At 36.0% G+C, this 19772-nt stretch carries 19 protein-coding genes; 9 read left to right on the top strand and 10 right to left on the bottom strand.

What is annotated here, in order from left to right; genetic code table 11:
* Nucleotides 1–241: 241 nt before the first annotated feature.
* The 4 genes from ptsN to lptC form a co-directional block, all read right to left on the bottom strand.
* On the bottom strand, nucleotides 242–706 hold the full coding sequence (gene ptsN / locus FJG96_RS02630) for a PTS IIA-like nitrogen regulatory protein PtsN (RefSeq protein WP_120121541.1): 465 nt from the start codon (nucleotides 704–706) through the stop codon (nucleotides 242–244).
* A gap of 1085 nt (nucleotides 707–1791) precedes the next feature.
* On the bottom strand, nucleotides 1792–2586 hold the full coding sequence (lptB, locus tag FJG96_RS02625) for an LPS export ABC transporter ATP-binding protein (RefSeq protein ID WP_139412612.1): 795 nt from the start codon (nucleotides 2584–2586) through the stop codon (nucleotides 1792–1794).
* 6 nt (nucleotides 2587–2592) lie between these two features.
* On the bottom strand, nucleotides 2593–3165 hold the full coding sequence (locus FJG96_RS02620) for an LptA/OstA family protein (protein WP_139412611.1): 573 nt from the start codon (nucleotides 3163–3165) through the stop codon (nucleotides 2593–2595).
* A gap of 103 nt (nucleotides 3166–3268) precedes the next feature.
* Nucleotides 3269–3913 carry an LPS export ABC transporter periplasmic protein LptC gene (gene lptC / locus FJG96_RS02615; RefSeq protein WP_139412610.1) on the bottom strand — a complete coding sequence of 215 codons (645 nt, stop codon included), beginning with the start codon at nucleotides 3911–3913 and terminating at the stop codon, nucleotides 3269–3271.
* A gap of 185 nt (nucleotides 3914–4098) precedes the next feature.
* Here lptC and ihfB point away from each other — a divergent pair, with 185 nt between their 5' ends.
* The 7 genes from ihfB (at nucleotide 4099) to FJG96_RS02580 (ending at nucleotide 9716) form a co-directional block, all read left to right on the top strand.
* A complete protein-coding gene (gene ihfB / locus FJG96_RS02610) occupies nucleotides 4099–4377 on the top strand; it encodes an integration host factor subunit beta (RefSeq protein WP_026500856.1) in 279 nt (92 codons plus the stop codon).
* Between the two features lie 7 nt (nucleotides 4378–4384).
* The gene (locus FJG96_RS02605) at nucleotides 4385–4681 is read left to right on the top strand and encodes a lipopolysaccharide assembly protein LapA domain-containing protein (RefSeq protein WP_139412609.1); all 297 of its coding nucleotides are present in this window, start codon (nucleotides 4385–4387) and stop codon (nucleotides 4679–4681) included.
* Between the two features lie 161 nt (nucleotides 4682–4842).
* The gene (locus FJG96_RS02600; protein WP_139412608.1) at nucleotides 4843–5775 is read left to right on the top strand and encodes a class I SAM-dependent methyltransferase; all 933 of its coding nucleotides are present in this window, start codon (nucleotides 4843–4845) and stop codon (nucleotides 5773–5775) included.
* 2 nt (nucleotides 5776–5777) lie between these two features.
* A complete protein-coding gene (locus tag FJG96_RS02595; protein WP_139412607.1) occupies nucleotides 5778–6626 on the top strand; it encodes a TrmH family RNA methyltransferase in 849 nt (282 codons plus the stop codon).
* The gene (lspA, locus tag FJG96_RS02590; RefSeq protein WP_139412606.1) at nucleotides 6623–7126 is read left to right on the top strand and encodes a signal peptidase II; all 504 of its coding nucleotides are present in this window, start codon (nucleotides 6623–6625) and stop codon (nucleotides 7124–7126) included. The genes FJG96_RS02595 and lspA overlap by 4 nt, the downstream gene beginning before the upstream one ends.
* Before the next feature lie 840 nt (nucleotides 7127–7966).
* Nucleotides 7967–8740, top strand: coding sequence for a Bax inhibitor-1/YccA family protein (locus FJG96_RS02585; RefSeq protein WP_139412605.1), 774 nt, complete (start codon nucleotides 7967–7969; stop codon nucleotides 8738–8740).
* A 112-nt stretch (nucleotides 8741–8852) separates the two neighbouring features.
* Nucleotides 8853–9716 carry an endonuclease/exonuclease/phosphatase family protein gene (locus FJG96_RS02580; RefSeq protein ID WP_139412726.1) on the top strand — a complete coding sequence of 288 codons (864 nt, stop codon included), beginning with the start codon at nucleotides 8853–8855 and terminating at the stop codon, nucleotides 9714–9716.
* A 6-nt stretch (nucleotides 9717–9722) separates the two neighbouring features.
* Here FJG96_RS02580 and polA read toward each other — a convergent pair whose 3' ends face one another.
* The 6 genes from polA to FJG96_RS02550 form a co-directional block, all read right to left on the bottom strand.
* On the bottom strand, nucleotides 9723–12632 hold the full coding sequence (polA, locus tag FJG96_RS02575; protein WP_139412604.1) for a DNA polymerase I: 2910 nt from the start codon (nucleotides 12630–12632) through the stop codon (nucleotides 9723–9725).
* A 328-nt stretch (nucleotides 12633–12960) separates the two neighbouring features.
* Nucleotides 12961–13668, bottom strand: coding sequence for a DNA polymerase III subunit epsilon (gene dnaQ / locus FJG96_RS02570; protein ID WP_139412603.1), 708 nt, complete (start codon nucleotides 13666–13668; stop codon nucleotides 12961–12963).
* Between the two features lie 4 nt (nucleotides 13669–13672).
* Nucleotides 13673–14260, bottom strand: coding sequence for a dephospho-CoA kinase (gene coaE, locus FJG96_RS02565; RefSeq protein WP_139412602.1), 588 nt, complete (start codon nucleotides 14258–14260; stop codon nucleotides 13673–13675).
* Nucleotides 14257–15129 (bottom strand): shikimate dehydrogenase, encoded by an 873-nt coding sequence (locus tag FJG96_RS02560; protein ID WP_139412601.1) that lies wholly within the window; start codon nucleotides 15127–15129, stop codon nucleotides 14257–14259. The genes coaE and FJG96_RS02560 overlap by 4 nt, the downstream gene beginning before the upstream one ends.
* Nucleotides 15122–15718, bottom strand: a complete 597-nt coding sequence (locus FJG96_RS02555; protein ID WP_139412600.1) for a Maf family nucleotide pyrophosphatase — start codon at nucleotides 15716–15718, stop codon at nucleotides 15122–15124. Before FJG96_RS02555 ends, FJG96_RS02560 begins: the two co-directional genes overlap by 8 nt.
* A gap of 12 nt (nucleotides 15719–15730) precedes the next feature.
* Complete coding sequence (locus FJG96_RS02550) at nucleotides 15731–16555, bottom strand: pyruvate, water dikinase regulatory protein (RefSeq protein WP_139412599.1); 825 nt, start codon at nucleotides 16553–16555, stop codon at nucleotides 15731–15733.
* 556 nt (nucleotides 16556–17111) lie between these two features.
* Between FJG96_RS02550 and rho the strand changes: the two genes are divergently transcribed.
* Both rho and mnmE read left to right on the top strand, forming a co-directional pair.
* Nucleotides 17112–18377, top strand: a complete 1266-nt coding sequence (gene rho / locus FJG96_RS02545) for a transcription termination factor Rho (protein ID WP_005774324.1) — start codon at nucleotides 17112–17114, stop codon at nucleotides 18375–18377.
* A 31-nt stretch (nucleotides 18378–18408) separates the two neighbouring features.
* Nucleotides 18409–19716: a tRNA uridine-5-carboxymethylaminomethyl(34) synthesis GTPase MnmE gene (gene mnmE / locus FJG96_RS02540; RefSeq protein WP_139412598.1), complete on the top strand. Its 1308-nt coding sequence runs from the start codon at nucleotides 18409–18411 to the stop codon at nucleotides 19714–19716.
* Nucleotides 19717–19772: the final 56 nt, after the last annotated feature.

Below are 19772 nucleotides of genomic sequence, written 5' to 3'. Positions count from 1 at the left end.
TAGTGTATTCATACGTCGTATTCAATATCATGCTGATATCGTCTTGTCATAATCTTAAAAATATCTTGCAAAAATAACCAAATATTATCAATATATTAAATCATAAAACATAGAAACCTTAGATTCTATCTCAATAGCGAATCGCATAGCGTTATTTTTTACTATCAGCCCTTTAAGATAAATTATATTATTTCTAAGTTCTATGGTGTATACTCCGCGATTTATACACTTATAATATTTTTTAAGCTGCGTTTGATTCTGAAGTTTGAATCAATAAAGTATAAAGCGCATTGGCATTGTGCGTATTGCGCAATTTTTGCACAACATCAGCATGACGCAAAACTCGTGCAATCTGTGATAAAGCTTTTAAGTGATCTGCACCAGCATTTTCAGGTGCCAAAAGGAGAAAAACGAGGTCTATAGGCTCATCATCAAGAGCTTCAAAATCAACAGGACTTTCAAGACGTGCAAATATACCAATAATCCGATTAATATCAGGTAATTTTCCATGAGGAATCGCAATACCACCACCAAGCCCTGTTGAACCAAGCTTCTCACGTTGCAAAACAATATCAAAAATTACATGCTCACTAAGACCTGTAAGCTGAGATGCTTTTTCGGCTAAAATTTGTAGAACTTGTTTTTTAGAATTCGCCTTAAGAGCCGGAATAATTGCTTCCGGTGCTATTAACTCACTCAAATTCATCCTTTAATTTTCCTTTTACACGCTCAAATGCTCACCAATAAACCTATAAACGGTATCAAACCTTTAAGTTCTTTCACTTGTTGTAACATCGCATGTGTTTTTATTTTTAATTTATAATGGGTGATGGCTTAATACGTCTCATATCACTTTTAACAGAACAATAAATAGTGTTTAGCTCCTCACTAACAGCATGAGAAAAGAAATGAAGTTGTTCATAAAATTAATTTCCTTAAGACACTAGAAAAGGGCATTGTTTATAAGTTTATTAAACCTGCCACAAGAGTTAATGTATAACTCCCCATTAGATTTTTTTCTTTCTTTAAAAATAAGCTCTTAATAGAATGAGAAGCATATCAAGCAAAATGGACCTTTAGTTTGAAAATTACTGTATAGCTTAAACAAAGCCTTATAACAAGAACCTAAAGGCTTTTTGCTCCTATTTTAGATACACCATACAAACCAATAAAACACGATAATCCCCATTAAATAAACGCAATATATAACGGATGGATTCTCCAATCAAAATACCTAAAGCAAGCATCATCGACATGTTCTTTGATTCGACAGAAAAAATATGATGAATATCTCTTACTTTTCAATAACACATGCATTTATTTACAGCCTCATTTATCACTCATTATCAAGTTAATCTAGCGATACCTTTTCTATGATACAATCATGCGTAAGCTTAACCAATAAAACGATAAGCTCAGCTTATAGTGATGAAACTTTTTGCACCACTCAATAAAAATTTATTAGATTATATTCATAAAAGAAGTTTTGGCATAAATAAGGAGATTTTCAATAATACCAGAAAAAAACCTATTGCACATTCCAATTAAAAAACTTTATCCTAAAGTCGTATTCTTTTATTGCTTTACAAGCTTTTGATAACATCATCATCGTTTCTACAATAAAGGAACAGTAGCCTTTGTTACTGTAACGGAAACATCATATGCTTTCTTAATAATCACAACGAAACCTCATCCAGCTCCTTTGAGATGTGTTTGATTACCTAGAATAGTGTTTGTGGCGACCAAGTTGTTTCTGTTAAGCTTAAATAGAAATGCATGAAAGTTGTAAAATCATAGAGAAAACTGATGTCCTAAATAAATTCTGCGGACATCAACGTTGTTGATAATATCATTAGGACGACCATGAACTAACACTTTGCCGGTGTGAATAATATAAGCGCGGTCGACAAGCCCTAGTGTCTCGCGTACATTATGATCTGTTATTAAAACACCAATGCCACGCCTCGTTAAATGACGAATAAGTTGTTGAATATCAAAAATAGCAATAGGATCAATTCCTGCAAATGGTTCATCAAGTAACATAAAATGAGGACGAGAAGCTAAAGCGCGCGCAATTTCAAGTCGTCGACGTTCACCCCCAGATAACGAAAGTGCAGGCATTTTACGTAAATGATCAATTTTAAATTCATGTAAAAGGCTATCGAGCTCTTCACGTTGTTTAAGGCGATCTTTTTCAACGACTTCTAAAACAGCTTTAATGTTATTTTCTACTGAAAGACCACGAAAAATAGATGCTTCTTGGGGAAGATACCCAATACCTAAACGTGCCCGTCGATACATCGGAAGATGCGTAATATCAAATCCATCAATTTTAATGGATCCTCCATCAGATTTTATGAGCCCCGTAACCATATAAAAACAAGTTGTTTTACCTGCCCCATTAGGCCCTAAAATGCCAACAGCTTCTCCCGTACGAATGCCAAAAGAAACGCCATTAACTGTTGGTCTTCCCCGATAAACTTTAATCAAATGACTGGCAATCAAAGTCCCTTTTAAGCGCTTTTTTGAAGCTTCACTTGCAAGGTCATGCTGATCAGTCTGTTTTTTTCTTTTGATTCCAAACATGAAACCTTAATGGCCATTTTGTTGATTTTGTTTAAAAATAATAGAAACGCGACCTTTTTTCTTAGTCGTCTCACAACCTTCTAAAAAAGCCTTTCCGCTTTCCATATTGGCCGTTAATTTGCATCCTGTTGCCACATTGTCACCATCCGTTAATACAACATGATTCCCTGTCAAGCTCATCATTTTTGATTTTCCATCAAAAACACCTCTATCTCCCGTAGCAACTTGCGTCGCTATTTTTATATAAACCTTTCCTAAGGCTTCCATTTTTTGTATACTCGACGAACCAAACAAAGCAACAGATGATGCCTTCCTATCTTCTCTGTTTCTATCCGCTTCTTTATGGGCTTTATCATAATAAACAATTAATTTTGCCGTCCGTAAAAGACGTTCACCTTGCACCACTGAAACATCACCCTTAAAAAGGGCTATCCCTTCTTTATCACGTATTTCTAAAGAATCTGCATGAAGTTCTACCGGTTCTTTGTCGTTTGATAGGCTTATTCCCAAATGGGTCCCTTCAGCATATCCTAAAACCGCTCCTCCTCCTAACATTCCCATGCTAAAAGCCAACGTCATACCGATCCATCTTTTGTATGATCTCATTCTTTCAATTCTTCTGTTTGTATAGACACATAAATTCTCTTTTAAATATCCCTTAAAGATTCGTATTGATATTGCATTATTGCTTTTGAAGCACTAGATGTACACCACCATGGAAATACATGTTTTTTCCTTTTTCTCGAATTTGTAAGGCATTGGCAGCAAGATGAAAACCGGCTCGCTGAATATTAACGCGTTGTTCTGTTTTTAACTGTCCCTCAGATAAATTAATATTAGCCGACATAAATTGTGCCATTATCCCATCATTCGTCGTAATGGTGAATGGCTTATCCAACTGTAAAAAACCGTGAATGTTATCGTAAATCCCCCCTTGTGCAGCAAGAAAAACTTGTCTTTGCTGGCCCACAGATGCCTTCGCTGTGATGTTTTGTAATCCAATTATTCCAGAGCGCTTCTGATCTTGAAATGCCTTTTCTGCTTTAAGCCAATAAGGTTCATGAGCACGCGTATACCCTTCTAATTTTGGATTGAGCATCGTTAAGTTGGTCACTCCATTCTCTTCACTATTCAAAGGCATAGGATCAGACGTAACGGGAACCAAGAAAAACGTAAACCAGCAAAAAACCAGCCCTGAAACTAGCGCTAAGAGGGGTAGAAAAATTTTTAAGTGGCTAATGCGACGCGAATGCCGAGATGCTTTTTTAAAAACATCTCCAACAGATGATTGCATTGAAAAGACTTCATTACGATTGTGTACGGACATACTCTCCCAGTCTCTTAAATATTCCGCATTTTTAATCTGTATAACCTTTATAAGAGGTATTTTCAAATTTTGTTTCTTGAAATTTGTTTTTTCTTGGTTTTATTTTGCTTTTATCCGTTTATATATTGTAATATGCATGAAGTGCACAATTATAAGAAAGTTTTTTGTGTGAAAGTGAGGCTATTGTGGTTAAATCAGAGCTTGTGCAAATTATTGCTCGTCATAACCCGCATCTTTTTCAACGGGATGTGGAGAATATTGTAAACGCTATTTTTGAAGAAATTTCAACAGCACTTGCCAATGGCGATCGTGTTGAACTTCGTGGATTTGGAGCTTTTTCTGTAAAAAGCCGTTCAGCCCGTAATGGACGTAACCCACGAACTGGAGAAGCCGTTGCTGTTGAAGAAAAATGGATTCCTTTTTTTAAAACGGGCAAGGATTTACGCGACCGTCTTAATCAGTGAGAAACTTATGATTATTAAACGTATTCTTCTAACAAGTATCGGTGTGATTATCACAGCGTTTTTGATTGTTTTTATCGTAGCTAATCGTCAAGTTGTTCCGTTAACTCTTGATCCTTTTCGAGAAAATTCTGAAAGTTTTACTTATCATGCTCCCCTCTTTATATGGCTTTTTATTTTCTTTGGTTTGGGTATTTTATTAGGAAATCTGATCCGTTGGTTTTCCTATCACAAATGCAAAAAGGCCCTCAAAAAAAGTAAAGCCGAGATCGAGAAATTGAAAACGTCTATCACAAATCTAGTGTAATGGTCTTTTAATGAAGTCTTTTTCTCTTTAGTATTTTATATTCAATACAGAATTTGTTTCTATATGTATTTTAATTAATTTTAGTTCTTTTGCACTTTTACGAAACATTTAAGAGCTTTATAATGTAATCTTTTATACTTCATATACCGTGATACCAAAACATGCCTGCACAATGCTTTCAATCCTCCCACAAGAATAGATATCCGCAGGAAAAGTTGCCTCTTATTTTAGAAACAGGTATGAGTGAAAATTATGCTCTCATTGATTCTGGCAATGGACAAAAATTAGAGCGTTATGGAGACTATCGGATTATTCGACCAGAAGGTCAAGCACTATGGAAACCTGCTTTATCACAAAAACAATGGGCTGATGTTGATGCTATTTTCACAGGAAACCGTGATGAAGAAGGGGTTGGTCGTTGGCATTTTCCTAAAAAGCCACTTGGTGAAACATGGCCTCTTTCTTGGAATGGACTGTCTTTTCTAGGTCGCTTTACTTCCTTTCGTCATGTAGGCGTTTTTCCTGAACAAGATGCCCATTGGCGCTCTATGGAAGAACAAATTGTTAAAGCCGCACGTCCTATAAAACTATTGAATCTTTTTGGCTATACAGGTGTTGCCTCTTTGATTGGAGCACGAGCGGGTGCAAACGTTACCCATGTTGATGCTTCTAAAAAAGCCATTGCGTGGGCAAAAGCTAATCAGGAAAGAGCAGGATTACCAGATCATTCTATTCGCTGGATTTGCGATGATGCTGTAAAATTTGTCGAGCGAGAACTCCGTCGCAAAAAAAGCTATGATATGATCCTTCTTGATCCCCCTGCTTATGGACGTGGACCTCATGGCGAAGTTTGGCAACTGTTTGATCATTTACCAGCGATGATCACAAATTGTCGTAAACTTCTCTCTGATAAACCGCTCTCTGTTGTCCTTACAGCTTATTCCATTCGCGCTTCCTTCTTTGCACTTCATGCTTTAATGCGCGATGCATTTGTAAATCTTGGGGGTACAGTCGAATCAGGAGAGCTCATTTTGCGTGAAGAAATTGCAGGGCGCGCCCTTTCTACTTCTCTTTTTAGCCGTTGGATTGCTTAAATATGTGTGGACAAAAAACTGGTAGAGTGAAAGAAATTACCTCTCTTAGCAACCCTATCATAAAAGATCTTAAAGCACTTAGCCAAAAGAAAAACCGTAATCGTGAAGGTCTTTTTATGGCAGAGGGATTAAAATTGGTCATTGATGCTCTCAATCTCGGCTGGACAATACAGACACTTATTTTTTCTAAAAGCGAAATTGGTAATGCCGCTATCGAAAATACTGCTGCACGCGCTGTAGCCAATGGTGGTTTTGTTATCAAAGCCTCACAAAAGGTTATGGAATCACTTACCCGACGCGATAATCCACAAACAGTTATTGGTATTTTTAGACAAAAATGGCAACCCCTTGAAATGATAAAAGGACAGGAGAAAGATGTTTACATCGCACTTGATCGTGTGCGTGACCCTGGAAATCTTGGAACCATTATTCGCACTGCTGATGCTGTAGGTGCTAAAGGTGTTCTTTTAATTGGCGAAACAACAGACCCTTTCTCACCTGAAGCAGTTCGTGCAACCATGGGATCTATTTTTTCTATACCTCTTTATCGTTTTGATGAAAGCGCCTTTTTAAGCTGGTCGGCTCGCTTTAAAGGCATAATCGTTGGCACCCATCTCAAAGGAGCTCTGGATTATCGCACTCTTGATTTGAAAAATGGTCCGATAATCCTTTTAATGGGAAATGAAAAACAGGGGTTATCAGATATTCTGACAAGTCGGTGTGATAAACTTGCACGTATTCCACAAAGTGGACGCGCTGACTCGCTTAATCTGGCAGTAGCAACAGCTGTTATGCTTTATGAAATCCGTCGCCCTTATTTAACACTGGAACCATGCGAGGAAAAAATATGATCCGCAAATCACTCCCTTTTTTTCTTCTTGGCTTGGCCCTTACAGTGGGACTTGACCAAGCTGTTAAGTATTGGATTATGCACAATATGCCTCTCGGAACAGAAATCCCCCTTATTCCTTTCCTTTCCCTTTATCATGTGCGTAATTCTGGCATTGCATTTTCATTTTTTTCTTCCTTTTCTCACTGGGGAATCATTGCCATCACGATCATTGTGATTATTTTTCTTTTATGGTTATGGAAGAATACTGAAGACAACAAATTTTTAATGCGTTTCGGTCTTGTCCTTATTATTGGGGGAGCAATCGGCAACCTTATTGATCGTATTCGCTTTCATCATGTCACTGATTATATACTTTTTCACATTGATGATATTTTTTATTTTGCTATTTTTAATCTTGCAGATAGTTTTATCACTTTGGGTGTTATTGCCATCCTTATTGAGGAACTGCGTACTTGGATGAGAGCAAGACGTCATTCAAACCATACATCTCCTCATTGAGGTTCTCATCGCCTTAAAAAATAGAGATTTTTAACCACCATAAGCCTGAGTCCAAATTCTCTTGGATAATTCTTGCGGCTAATCATTTCGCGTATTTTTCTTTATGAGATTTTATTTTCTCTTCAACTTTATATTTCCATTCTTCATCAATACAAAAGAATTGATTTCAAATAGAAATCAATGTCTTTTTATCCATATATCCTCTATCACACCCTAAGAGAAAGTATTTTACAGCTTTTTATTAGTACGCTAATCCTGCTCGTGTGTCGTGCAAGAAAATGATCTTGATAGATTGAATATAAACAGATTTGTCATCAGACAATCTTACGATATTTTTGTGAGAGATATTTAGAGTGAAAAAATAATATATCTTTGTATATCAATATGTTATATAAAAACTCAATTCAATTAGGAATTCTGGTAAGACAAAGCATATGCAGTCTTGAAGGTTGAAAAATAGCGTGATGCTACGCAACACTTTTTTTATCACCTTAAAGATAGGTATTTTGTAACTGGGAATTATAGGATTCCCATAAATAATAAAAAAACCTTAGTATTGTCCTTTTATCTTGCAAAAATATGGCAAAAAATGGAAATATTTTTCATTAAAATGAACTATTTCCTTACCAATTTGTAAGGTTCCTTGCTTCGATAAATCTCTTGTAATTTTTAAATAAATCTCCATAATAAAGGGGAAGATATGCTGGAATTCCGCCAGCGATTCTGAAGGCTTTTTGTATTCGCCAAATTATTAAGGCTTATACAGGGTTTGTCTCTGGAATGAGAGAGATACTTAAAAACCCAATGCCTGACGGGACATATGCTAAAGGATTTTATATTATGGCTAATTTTAAAAATTTACGTTCAGCGCCTGCTTCTCATGCTGATGCATCGATTGATCAGGGATTGCGCGACTATATGTTGGGTGTTTACAATACAATGGCCATTGGTTTGCTTATTACAGCTGCTGCTGCCTATGCAATTGTATCATTAGCAACCACAACAGATATGAGCCAAGCAGCAGCTCAGATCAGTAGCAGTGTTTATTTAACATCATTTGGAGTAACGTTTTATACATCTCCATTCTCTTATATTGTGATGTTTGCACCACTCGTTGCAGTTTTATTCCTCAGTTTTAAAATTAATACATTAAGCACCAATGCTGCTCGTAGTCTCTTTTTTGGTTATGCTGCTTTAATTGGGCTTTCATTGTCTTCAATCGTTTTACGTTATACGACAGAGAGTATTGTACAAACCTTTGTTATTTCCGCTGCGACTTTTGGAGCTCTTTCACTTTATGGATACACTACAAAACGTGATCTTACAGCAATTGGTTCGTTCTTATTCATCGGATTGATTGGCTTATTGCTTTCTATGGTTGTTAATATTTTTCTTGGATCAAGCGCTTTGCAATTTGCTATCTCCGTTATTGGTGTTTTTATCTTTGCTGGTTTAACAGCTTACGATACTCAAAACATTAAGTTGATGTATTATGAAGGAGATCAAGGCGATACCAGAGGTCGTAAAGTTATTATGGGCGCGTTGAGTCTTTATCTTGATTTCATCAATATGTTTGTCTTCTTGCTACAATTTCTCGGTTCAAACCGTGATTGATTGCAAAAATCATCGCTTAATGAAAGAACCTTGTTTCTAAAAGAGACAAGGTTCTTTTGTTTTTAGTGTAAGTTTTTATCCTTTGCCTTTTAGAAATTATTCTTTTCGTAAAATGACAAAAATGCCTTACAAGCAAAAACTCCCTTGGTTTAGCGGTTTTATTCAACAAAAACTCCATAACACCCTTTTAAAGGCAATCCATAGCCGTTCTCATCATCCATCAAATATCCTCAACCAAAATAATCATTATGATCTGACCGTTGCTTCCTATAATGTGCATAAATGTGTAGGTGTTGATAAAATTTTTAATCCTACACGGATTGTCCGTGTTATTACTGAATTACAAGTTGATATTCTTGCTCTTCAAGAAGCAGATAAACGTTTTGGAGAACGTGTTGGTTTGATTAATCTTCAGCTGTTAAAAGCTGAAACCGGTTTGATCCCTGTGCCTCTCAATACTATGTCACCTCATGGTCACGGTTGGCATGGGAACGCTCTCTTTTTGCGAAAGGGATATGTACGTGATACTTTACAAGTCTCTCTTCCTAGTATTGAACCACGTGGGGCTATCATTGTAGAATTGGAAATGGCAGCAGGTCCTATTCGTATTATTGCGGCTCATTTTGGCTTATTACGTTATTCTCGCAAACAACAAACAAAAATGCTCCTTGCAATTTTGCAAAAACGCTCCCTCATGCCTACACTCCTCATTGGAGATTTTAATGAATGGCGGATGGGAAAAGGCTCATCTTTAAATCATTTTTATCCCTATTTTGATAGCGCACTTGAAGTTGTACCAAGCTTTCCCTCTCGCTTTCCCTTTTTAGCTCTTGATCGCGTTTTTGCCTTTCCTCACCAATTGGTAACAAGTCTTGAAAACCACCATTCACCACTTGCGCGTATTGCCTCAGATCATTTGCCAATCAAAGCCTATCTTAATCTTGCTCATGCAATAAACATCCTGAAAAATAAATGAAAAAAGTTAATGAGCCTCATCCCAATTTTGAGCCGTTATAACTTTCACTTCAAGGGGTACAGATAAAGATAAAATCGGCATTGTAGCATTTTCCATGACATTTTTAACAACAGCCATGGTTTTTTTACTTTCTTCTTCTGGTACTTCAAAAATCAGTTCATCATGCACTTGCAGCAACATTTTTGCTGATAGATTTTCTTCTTTTAAAGCATCTTCCATCTGTATCATAGCGCGGCGAATAATATCGGCTGCAGAACCTTGAATGGGAGCATTAATCGCTGCTCTCTCATTAAGAGAACGAATTTTTATATTCTTTGCTTTTATTTCTGGATAATGGATGCGACGTCCAAAAATTGTTTCTACATAACCATTCTCACGCGCAAAGCTTTTAGTCTTTTCCATATAATCCTTAATTCCTGGAAATCTTTCAAAATAAAGTTGAATATACCGCCCTGCTTCTTGGCGTGAAATCCCTAATTGATTGGCTAATCCAAAAGCTGAAATACCATAAATAATACCAAAATTAATCGCTTTTGCACGCCGTCGTGTATCTGAAGGCATTCCCTCTATCGCAACGCCAAACATTTCTGACGCCGTTATAGCGTGAATATCATGTCCTCTAGCAAAAGCTTCTTTTAATGCTTTTATATCCGCAATATGTGCGAGAATGCGTAATTCAATCTGACTATAATCAGCAGAAAGCAAAACATGTCCTTTGGAAGCAATAAAAGCTGTTCGAATTTTACGTCCTTCAGCAGTTCGTACTGGAATATTTTGCAAATTTGGTTCTGATGATGATAACCGCCCTGTTGACGTTATTGCCAAAGAATAATTCGTATGAACACGCCCTGTTTTTGGTAAAATATAAGAAGGTAAAGCATCGGCATAGGTCGATTTTAACTTTGCAAGTTGACGCCACTCAATAATTTTACGTGGTAAAATATGACCTTCAGCAGATAACTCTTCTAAGGTTTGTGCAGAAGTTGACCATTGGCCACCCTTTGTCTTAGCGCCTCCAGGCAATCCCATTTTGCCAAAAAGAATATCTCCTAATTGCTTTGGCGAAGCAAGATTAAATTTTTCACCCGCTTGTTTATAAATTTCTTCTTCTAAAATTAAAGCAGCCTGCGCCAATTCTCCTGAAAGGCGCAATAAAATTTGCCGATCAATAAGAATTCCGCGTTCTTCCATTCTTGCAAGAACTTCTACAAGAGGTCGATCAAGACGTTCATAAATTTTTGTCATACCCCGAGAGACAAGTTGCGGTTTCAAAACTTGCCAAAGACGGAGTGTTATATCCGCATCTTCCGCCGCATAAAGGGTTGCTTGCCTTAAATCTACTTGTGCAAAAGAAGTAATTTTTTTTCCGTTATGTGTTAAATCTTTATAAGCAATTGGTTTATGTCCAAGCCAACGTTCCGATAAATCATCCATATTATGGGTTAAAGTTCCAGCATCCAAAGCATAAGACAAAAGCATGGTGTCATCAAAAGAACGTATCACAATGTCATATTGCTTCATCACCAACCAATCATATTTTATATTCTGACCAATTTTTAACACCGCTGAATCTTCTAATATCGGTTTTAAAAATGCTAAGGCTTTTTGAGTCTCAATCTGGGAAGCAATGCGTCCACCCCTCAAAAGGTCTTTCTCTCCTTCATCAAAATGTTCAAGAGGTATATAGGCCGCTTTTCCCGGCTGTAATGCCAGTGAAAAACCAACAAGCTTTGCTTGCATTGGATCAAGAGAAGTTGTTTCAGTATCAAAAGCAAAAAAACCCTGTTCTTGTGCTTGTGATAACCATTCTTTTAAAATTTCCTCATCAAGAATTGTTGTATAAGTCTCTCTTGTAATTTTTTGAGTCAGTGCTTGATCTTTACGTTTTTGTGCAAAAGCTTGTGGAGAATTTTCAGAAAACTCATGAAGAGATTTTTGTTCTATGTTCTTGGTACTAAAATCATGCTTGTCGTTAGTTTTTTCCCATTCAACATCTATATCCAGTGCATCAATAACAGCTGCATCGCATGCTGTCGCCTCTGCCACGCGACGCGTTAATGTTGAAAATTCCATCGCTTTCAAAAAAGCAATTAAGCGTGGTCCATCTTGTGGCTCCAAAATAAAATCATCTAAATCACTGTCTATAGGAACATCTGTTTTAAGCTTAACAAGTTCACGAGAAATTTTAACCTGTTCACTATAAGCTTGTATGTTTTCACGTCGTTTTGTTTGTTTAATTTCAGTCACACGTTGCAACAAAAGATCAAGAGAACCAAACTGATTTAACAACTGAGCGGCAGTTTTTGGTCCAATGCCTGGAATCCCTGGTACATTATCCGTCGAATCTCCAATTAATGCTTGTAAATCGATCATCTTTTCAGGGGGAACACCCCATTTTTCTATAACTTCTGAGACACCTATATGCTTGTCTTTCATTCCATCATACAAGGATACATGCTTATTGACGAGTTGCATAAGATCCTTATCAGAAGAGATAATGGTTGTTTTTGCACCAACCTTTGTTGCCAATTGTGCATAGGTCGCTATCAAATCATCCGCTTCAAAGCCTTCCTTTTCAATACAAGGCAAATTAAAAGCCTTTGTTGCTTGGCGTATTAACGCAAATTGAGGAATTAAATCTTCAGGAGGTTCAGAGCGATTCGCTTTATATTGAGGATAAATTTGTTTTCGAAAAGTATCAGATGAATAATCAAAAATAACAGCAAAGTGTGTTGGAACAATACTTGTCGCTGTGTTACGAGCATCGCAAAGTAATTTCCATAACATATTACAAAAACCAGCTACGGCTCCTATAGGAAGTCCATCCTTTTTACGTTTTAAAGGCGGTAAAGCGTAGTAAGCACGAAAAACATAGCCTGACCCGTCAACCAACAAAAGATGATCTGTTGCTTTCATGACAATTTTATTTCTCCATTTCAGCTAGAAAAACACATTCCCCTTATATATTTTTTTCACTTTTATTTTATTTTTTCCATTTTGCCTCTAAAAAGCCATTTTTTCTTTTCATAAGACATGAAGTCGTTACACTTTATATTATGTACCTAGAGCTTTTCTTTGCTGTTACAGGATTAATAGCTTTCATTTTGCTCCTCCTATGATAGCTGAGGTACAATGTAGCGACAGGGTCGTTGTGGTGTTCCCCTCCCCACAACGACCATTTTTTTTACATCCATATTTTTCATTTTTAATCTTAAGTAACTTTTTTAGAGATAAGGTAGGGATGTTATTCATGAATTTTGAAGTTATTCCACAGAGCTTTTTCACCCATTTTTCTGATAAAATCAGCGTGCAACTTTTTTTCCTGTGCACTTAATCTTGAAGGTAAAGCCTGTGGACGAGATTTAACTGCATAAGATGTGTCTTTATCATTTTTGGTATATTCATCAACATTTCTTCTGTTCTCAAAACTCAATACGCCCTGCTTTCCACCAATCAGTTCAATATAAACATCGGCCAAAATCTCTGCATCAAGCAAAGCACCATGAAGAACACGATGGCTGTTATCAATTCCGAAACGTTTGCATAAAATATCAAGAGAATTAGGACCCATAGGAAATTTACGCCGCGCCATAGCTAATGTATCAAGAATATTATCAACACTGATAAGCGGCTTATTGACGCGTTTTAATTCTGCATTAATAAAACCTATATCAAAACTCGCATTATGCGCAATCATGGTAGCACCATTGATAAACTCTAAAAATTCATCAACAATATCACTAAAACTTTTCTCGTTTTTTAAGCGTTCATTGGTTAATCCGTGAATTGCTACCACTTCATCAGGAATAATAACGCCTTCAGGGTTTAAATAAACATGAAACTGGCGTCCCGTAAGATAACGATCAACCATTTCTACACAACCAATTTCGATTATGCGATCTTTCTCTTTATCTAAACCTGTTGTTTCTGTATCAAAAATAATTTCCCGCATAATTTTAATTCTTTAGCAATTTTTTTATGACATCAAAAACCTGTTGACGTGTATTCTCTAAATCTTTCCCTGTATCAATAATAAAATCAGCACGTTCTCGTTTTTTTTCATCTGGCATTTGCCTCGCATTGATAAAGGCAAATTTTTTCTCATTCATCCCTTGGCGAATCATCACACGCTCTTTTTGTATTTCTGGTGGAGCAGAAACAACAATAACGCTATCTACACGACTTTCACCATTTTTTTCAAACAGAAGTGGAATATCAAGAATAACTAATTTTTCCCCATGGTGGCGTGCTGTATCAATAAATTCTTTTTCTTTTTTTTGCACCAAAGGATGAATTATTTTTTCTAATGTTTGTAATTTTTCCTTATCATCAATCAAAATTCCAGAAAGTTTCAAACGATTAACTTCACCATTTTCAACAACACCAGGAAAGATATGCTCTATGCGAGACACAGCTGGCTCACTTTTATAAAGCTGTTGTACCGCCTCATCAGCACTAAAAACAGAAATACCCGCTTGCTTGAAAAAATCAGCAACTGTTGATTTTCCCATAGCAATTGATCCCGTCAATCCTATGATCTTCATTCTCTCTCTTCACTCATATCCTCTAAAATAGCTGCCCGTAAGGCTTTTGTTACCTGTGGTCTTATTCCAAACCACCGTTCAAAACCTATAACAGCTTGGTGGAGAAGCATCCCAAACCCATCAACAGTCTTTAGACCGCAAGCTTTAGCCTGTTGTAAAAAAGGGGTTATCAATGGTGTATAAACAATATCTGTTACTAATGCCGTTTTTTTTGCTTTATGAAAATCACAAAAAAAAGAATCATTTTCTTCTTCTGGATTTTTTATGCCAATGGACGTTGTATTAACAATCAAATCAGCTTGATAAAGTATTTCATGGACCTTATGCCAATCGTAGACTTTAATGGGTTTTCCAAAATGCTGGGCTAAATTATCAGCGCGTTGTTTTGTACGGTTAACTAAATAAATTTGTTCAAATCTGCGTTCTTTTAAAGCGTATAGGATAGCGCGTGCAGCGCCACCTGCCCCAAAGACAAGAGCTGTTTCCCCTTCCCAATCAGATGCAAAATCATCAAGATTAGCGCTAAAACCATAAGCATCACTATTTGTGGCACAAAGTTTATCTCCTTCATACCAAAGTGTATTAGCAGCACCAATTATTGTTGCTTTCTCATCTTTATAATCTGCCAGAAGAAAGGCTTCCTGTTTATGAGGTAGAGTAACATTTCCTCCACAAAAGCCCATTGTTTTTAAAGAACTAATAAAATGGTTGAACTCTTCAGAAGACACTTCCTGTGCAAGATATTCCCCTTGTAAATTATATTGTTTAAGCCAAAAATTATGAATTCTTGGCGATTTTGAATGATGAATAGGAGAACCAACAACAAAAGCGCGGGGATAATTTGTTTTTTTTATTGTTAAGTCAACCATCAATAATTCCTAAATGACGTAATTTTACGAGTAGAGGGAGCAAAGGTAAACCAACAATAGTGAAAAAATCTCCATCAATTTTTTCAAAGAGTTGAATCCCTTCCCCTTCAATTTGATAGACTCCCACACTGTTTAAAACATCTTTTCCTACGCGCGCTAAATAACGTTCAATAAATTTTGATGAAAGTAAACGTACGGACATATGTGCACTAAAAGCTTCAACCCAAATTTTTTGACCATTTTTAAATAAAGCTACCGCACTATGAAGAGAATGTGTTTTTCCTGATAATTCGCATAAACGTTGATGTGCTTCCTTAATATTTGTTGCTTTATGAAAAACTTGACCTTCCAAATCAAGCACTTGATCACAACCAATAACGAAAGCATCAGAAAAACGATCTGAAACATTTTTTGCTTTTGCACACGCAAGAAAACAGCTGAGCTCTTTGGGTGTTTTTTCTTTTGCTTTTTTTTCTATTTCTCTTTCATCAAAGGAAGCTCCTTCAATCAAAAAATTTAAACCTGCTTTTTTTAATAATTGTGCACGATAAAAACTAAGAGATGCTAATATTAATGTCTCTGTGTTCATGAGAATTTTCTCTCATTTTCCTTCACGAAATCGTGATAAAAGTTCAAATATTGCCGCTGCGGTTTCTTCAATAGAGCGCCTTGTGACATCAATAATAGGCCAACCAAAACGTTCGCAAATGCGTTTTGCATAGATTAATTCTTCAGCTATGTTAATACGATTTGTATAACTATCAAGAGCAAAACCTTCTCCCAAATCACGATTTTGGCGAATATGTGAGATTCTTTCAGCTGAAGCGATTAAACCAACAATTAAAGAATTTTTTGCCTCTAAAAGGGATTCTGGTAAATCAATATTAGGAATAAGAGGGACATTAGCCGTTTTGATTCCGCGATTTGCTAAATAGATACTTGTTGGCGTTTTAGAGGTCCTTGAAATTCCTACAAGAATTACATCCGCTTCAGATAAGCTACTGGAAGACTGCCCGTCATCATGCTCTATCGTAAAATCCAATGCCTCAATACGGCGAAAATAATCTGCATTAAGATCATGTTGTGCGCTCGCACGTAAGTGGGTTGGCATTCCGAGATAAGACTGAAAAGCATTTAAAACAGGATGTAATATGTCAATACAGGGAACTTTTATTTTTTCGCATCTTTTTTGAAGAAGAAGTTTAAGTTCTTCATCAATTATTGTGTAAAGAACAATACCTGGCTCTTGTTGTATTTCATCAAGAGCTTTTTGTAACTGTATTTTATTACGAATCATAGGATAGATATGTTCTGTTGCCTGACTCATTGTATACTGGGATGCTACAGCTCTTCCAACAGAGATTAACGTTTCCCCCGTTGCATCAGAAAGCATGTGTAAATGAAAGGATTTTTTTTCTTTTGTCACAAAAATTTTAACTCCTTGTTAAGACATGTGTATATATCTTTAGGATTTTTTATAAAACTAAAATTTAGAAAAAACCTTCCATTATTATGCACAAATAAATCCTTTGTGATAATCTAAAACCTCTTGTAAAAAAAAGAGGGGATAATATCTTTAAGATAGTGTTATTTTTATCCTTTTTTTTTTCTCTTTTGTGGATAAAATTGAGGATAAATAAAGCATAAATAATAATTCACACTAAACACAGTTTTAAATAAAAATAATCCCTTCTTTAATATAAATTTATTAATAAAAAGTTCTGTAAAAAATGCCTTTAAATAGCATCTCGTGAATGCTACAAATTAAATTCATATTCTTTTATAAAACAATTAAATACTATTCGGATTTTATATTTTTTTATATAATATCCCTAATATTACATGAATAAATTTCATATAAATGGCACTTGCAGATTGAAAAAATTGAGTGTAAAATATTTTTTTCTTGAGAATATTTCGTTCTATAAAATCTCCGTAAATTGTTCAAGGTAATTCTCTCCTTAATTAAAAGAGCATCTTTCATGCAAAAAATGAAACTACAAGAACTTAAAAGCAAAAATCCCGTTGAACTTGTTTCTTTTGCTGAAACATTAGAAGTTGAAAATGCCTCCCTTATGCGCAAACAAGAATTAATGTTTGCGATCTTGAAAAAACTTGCTCTACAAGATGTAGAAATTATAGGCGAAGGTGTTGTTGAGGTTTTACAAGATGGATTTGGATTTTTGCGATCTGCTGATGCTAACTATCTTCCTGGACCTGATGATATCTATCTTTCACCTTCGCAAATTCAGTCATTTTCTCTAAAAACAGGTGATACTATCGAAGGTCCTATACGAAGCCCAAAAGAAGGGGAACGTTATTTTGCTCTTCTTAAAATTAATACAATTAATTTCGAAAAACCTGAAAAAATTCGTTATAAAATTCACTTTGATAATCTCACACCTCTTTATTCAAATGAACGCTTCCAAATGGAAATACAAGATCCTACAGAGAAGGATATGTCATCGCGCGTGATTGATTTAATATCTCCATTGGGAAAAGGACAAAGAGGATTAATTGTTGCACCACCTCGGACAGGAAAAACAGTTTTATTGCAAAATATTGCTCATTCTATTACCACTAATCATCCTGAATGTTATCTTATTGTTCTTTTGATTGATGAACGACCAGAAGAGGTTACGGATATGCAGCGTTCAGTAAAAGGAGAGGTCGTTTCTTCTACTTTTGATGAACCTGCAATACGTCACGTACAAGTGGCAGAAATGGTTATTGAAAAAGCTAAACGCCTCGTTGAATATGGTCGTGACGTTGTTATTCTTCTAGATTCGATTACGCGTCTTGGACGTGCATATAATACGGTTGTTCCTTCTTCAGGGAAGGTTTTAACGGGTGGTGTGGATGCAAATGCTTTACAGCGTCCAAAGCGTTTTTTTGGTGCTGCACGTAATATTGAGGAAGGTGGATCTTTAACCATTATTGCAACGGCTTTGATTGATACAGGAAGCCGTATGGATGAGGTTATTTTTGAAGAATTTAAAGGAACAGGTAATTCGGAAATTGTTCTTGATCGAAAAGTTGCTGATAAGCGTATTTTCCCTGCTATGGACATTTTGAAGTCAGGAACGCGCAAAGAAGAGCTTTTGGTCGCACGACAAGATTTACACAAAATTTTTGTTCTTCGTCGTATTTTAGCGCCTATGAATGTAACAGATGCAATTGAATTTTTGATTGATAAATTAAAGCAAACAAAAAACAATAGTGAATTTTTTGATTCAATGAATACATAGAGTCATTAAAGTTTTTATTAGGATAGAACCTGTGGATACAATCTTTGCTATTTCGAGTGGATTGTTACCTTCAGGGGTTGCAGTCATTCGGCTTTCTGGTCCTCATGTTGTGCATATAGTTGAAACCCTTTGTGGTTGTTTACCTAAAGCACGCTTTATGCATTATGGAAATCTTACTGCTCGTGATGGTAGTTTTTTAGATTCTGCTTTGACTGTTTTTTTTCCTGCTCCTCATAGTTTCACGGGAGAAGACTGTGCAGAATTTCATTTGCATGGCGGAAAAGCAGTTGTTAATCGTTTTCTTGATGAATTATCGACATTTTCTGGATGCCGTATGGCTGAGGCAGGTGAATTTTCACGTCGTGCATTTATGGAGGGAAAATTAGATCTTGTTCAAGCAGAAGGTCTTGCTGATTTAATAGAAGCAGAAACGGAAAGCCAACGACGTTTAGCGGTGATGGGGACAAGTGGACATTTAACGACACTTTATCGTGATTGGCGTCATAAACTTATGAAGGCGCGTGCTTTTATTGAAGCAGAACTTGATTTTGCTGATGAAGCAGATATTCCCAACGCAATATCTGATAAAATTTGGAAAGATGTGGAAGATCTTTGTATTTCTCTTCGAGAACATATTGCTGAAGGAGAGCGTGCAAGTATATTACGTGATGGATTAAAAATTGTTATTGCAGGGGCTCCAAATTCTGGAAAATCAAGCATTATGAATCGTCTTGCAGGAAAATCTGTTGCTATTGTAACGGAAGAAGCAGGGACAACACGTGATGCTTTAGAAATGAGGCTTATTCTTGCTGGTTTACCTATTTTTTTAACAGATACTGCTGGTTTTAGAAAAACAGAAAATAAGGTAGAACAATTAGGAATAGAAGTTGCTAAACAGCATGTTAGAGAAGCTGATTTGGTTATTTTGGTTTATGATATAGGAAATCCTAAGCAAGTTGATTTACCAGAAACATCGGCTGAAATATGGCGTATTGGCAATAAGCTTGATCTTTATGAAAAAAATGATGAAGATTATTCTATACAATTTTCTGCATTAACGGGTTTAAATTTTGATTATTTTATCAAAGAACTTGAATTATTTTGTCATCATCGTGCTTCTGAAGTTGGGAACCTTGTTCCGGCGCGTAAAAGACAACTTCAACTCTTAAAGGAAGCTGTTAAAGAGATTGAAAATTCTCTCAATTATCATTCTCTTGATCTCAGTTTACGTGCAGAACATCTCCGTCGTGCAAGTGATTTTCTTGGAAAAATTACGGGAGATATTGATGTTGAAGATTTGCTTGATATTATTTTTTCAGAGTTTTGTGTTGGTAAATAATGATTCACGTGAAACATTAATTATTTCATAGACAGATTTAAAAGATTATGTAATTT

Origin of the sequence: Bartonella mastomydis (assembly GCF_900185775.1) — a bacterium.
Classification (GTDB): Bacteria; Pseudomonadota; Alphaproteobacteria; order Rhizobiales; family Rhizobiaceae; genus Bartonella; species Bartonella elizabethae.
This window is presented reverse-complemented; position numbering and strand designations above follow the sequence as displayed.

What these genes read in the sequence shown, in the direction of transcription:
- ptsN (WP_120121541.1), bottom strand. Translation starts at nt 706, where the DNA reads ATGAATTTGAGTGAGTTAATAGCACCGGAAGCAATTATTCCGGCTCTT.
- lptB (WP_139412612.1), bottom strand. Translation starts at nt 2,586, where the DNA reads ATGTTTGGAATCAAAAGAAAAAAACAGACTGATCAGCATGACCTTGCA.
- FJG96_RS02620 (WP_139412611.1), bottom strand. Translation starts at nt 3,165, where the DNA reads ATGACGTTGGCTTTTAGCATGGGAATGTTAGGAGGAGGAGCGGTTTTA.
- lptC (WP_139412610.1), bottom strand. Translation starts at nt 3,913, where the DNA reads ATGTCCGTACACAATCGTAATGAAGTCTTTTCAATGCAATCATCTGTT.
- FJG96_RS02605 (WP_139412609.1), top strand. Translation starts at nt 4,385, where the DNA reads ATGATTATTAAACGTATTCTTCTAACAAGTATCGGTGTGATTATCACA.
- FJG96_RS02600 (WP_139412608.1), top strand. Translation starts at nt 4,843, where the DNA reads ATGCCTGCACAATGCTTTCAATCCTCCCACAAGAATAGATATCCGCAG.
- FJG96_RS02595 (WP_139412607.1), top strand. Translation starts at nt 5,778, where the DNA reads ATGTGTGGACAAAAAACTGGTAGAGTGAAAGAAATTACCTCTCTTAGC.
- lspA (WP_139412606.1), top strand. Translation starts at nt 6,623, where the DNA reads ATGATCCGCAAATCACTCCCTTTTTTTCTTCTTGGCTTGGCCCTTACA.
- FJG96_RS02585 (WP_139412605.1), top strand. Translation starts at nt 7,967, where the DNA reads ATGGCTAATTTTAAAAATTTACGTTCAGCGCCTGCTTCTCATGCTGAT.
- FJG96_RS02580 (WP_139412726.1), top strand. Translation starts at nt 8,853, where the DNA reads ATGACAAAAATGCCTTACAAGCAAAAACTCCCTTGGTTTAGCGGTTTT.
- polA (WP_139412604.1), bottom strand. Translation starts at nt 12,632, where the DNA reads ATGAAAGCAACAGATCATCTTTTGTTGGTTGACGGGTCAGGCTATGTT.
- dnaQ (WP_139412603.1), bottom strand. Translation starts at nt 13,668, where the DNA reads ATGCGGGAAATTATTTTTGATACAGAAACAACAGGTTTAGATAAAGAG.
- coaE (WP_139412602.1), bottom strand. Translation starts at nt 14,260, where the DNA reads ATGAAGATCATAGGATTGACGGGATCAATTGCTATGGGAAAATCAACA.
- FJG96_RS02560 (WP_139412601.1), bottom strand. Translation starts at nt 15,129, where the DNA reads ATGGTTGACTTAACAATAAAAAAAACAAATTATCCCCGCGCTTTTGTT.
- FJG96_RS02555 (WP_139412600.1), bottom strand. Translation starts at nt 15,718, where the DNA reads ATGAACACAGAGACATTAATATTAGCATCTCTTAGTTTTTATCGTGCA.
- rho (WP_005774324.1), top strand. Translation starts at nt 17,112, where the DNA reads ATGCAAAAAATGAAACTACAAGAACTTAAAAGCAAAAATCCCGTTGAA.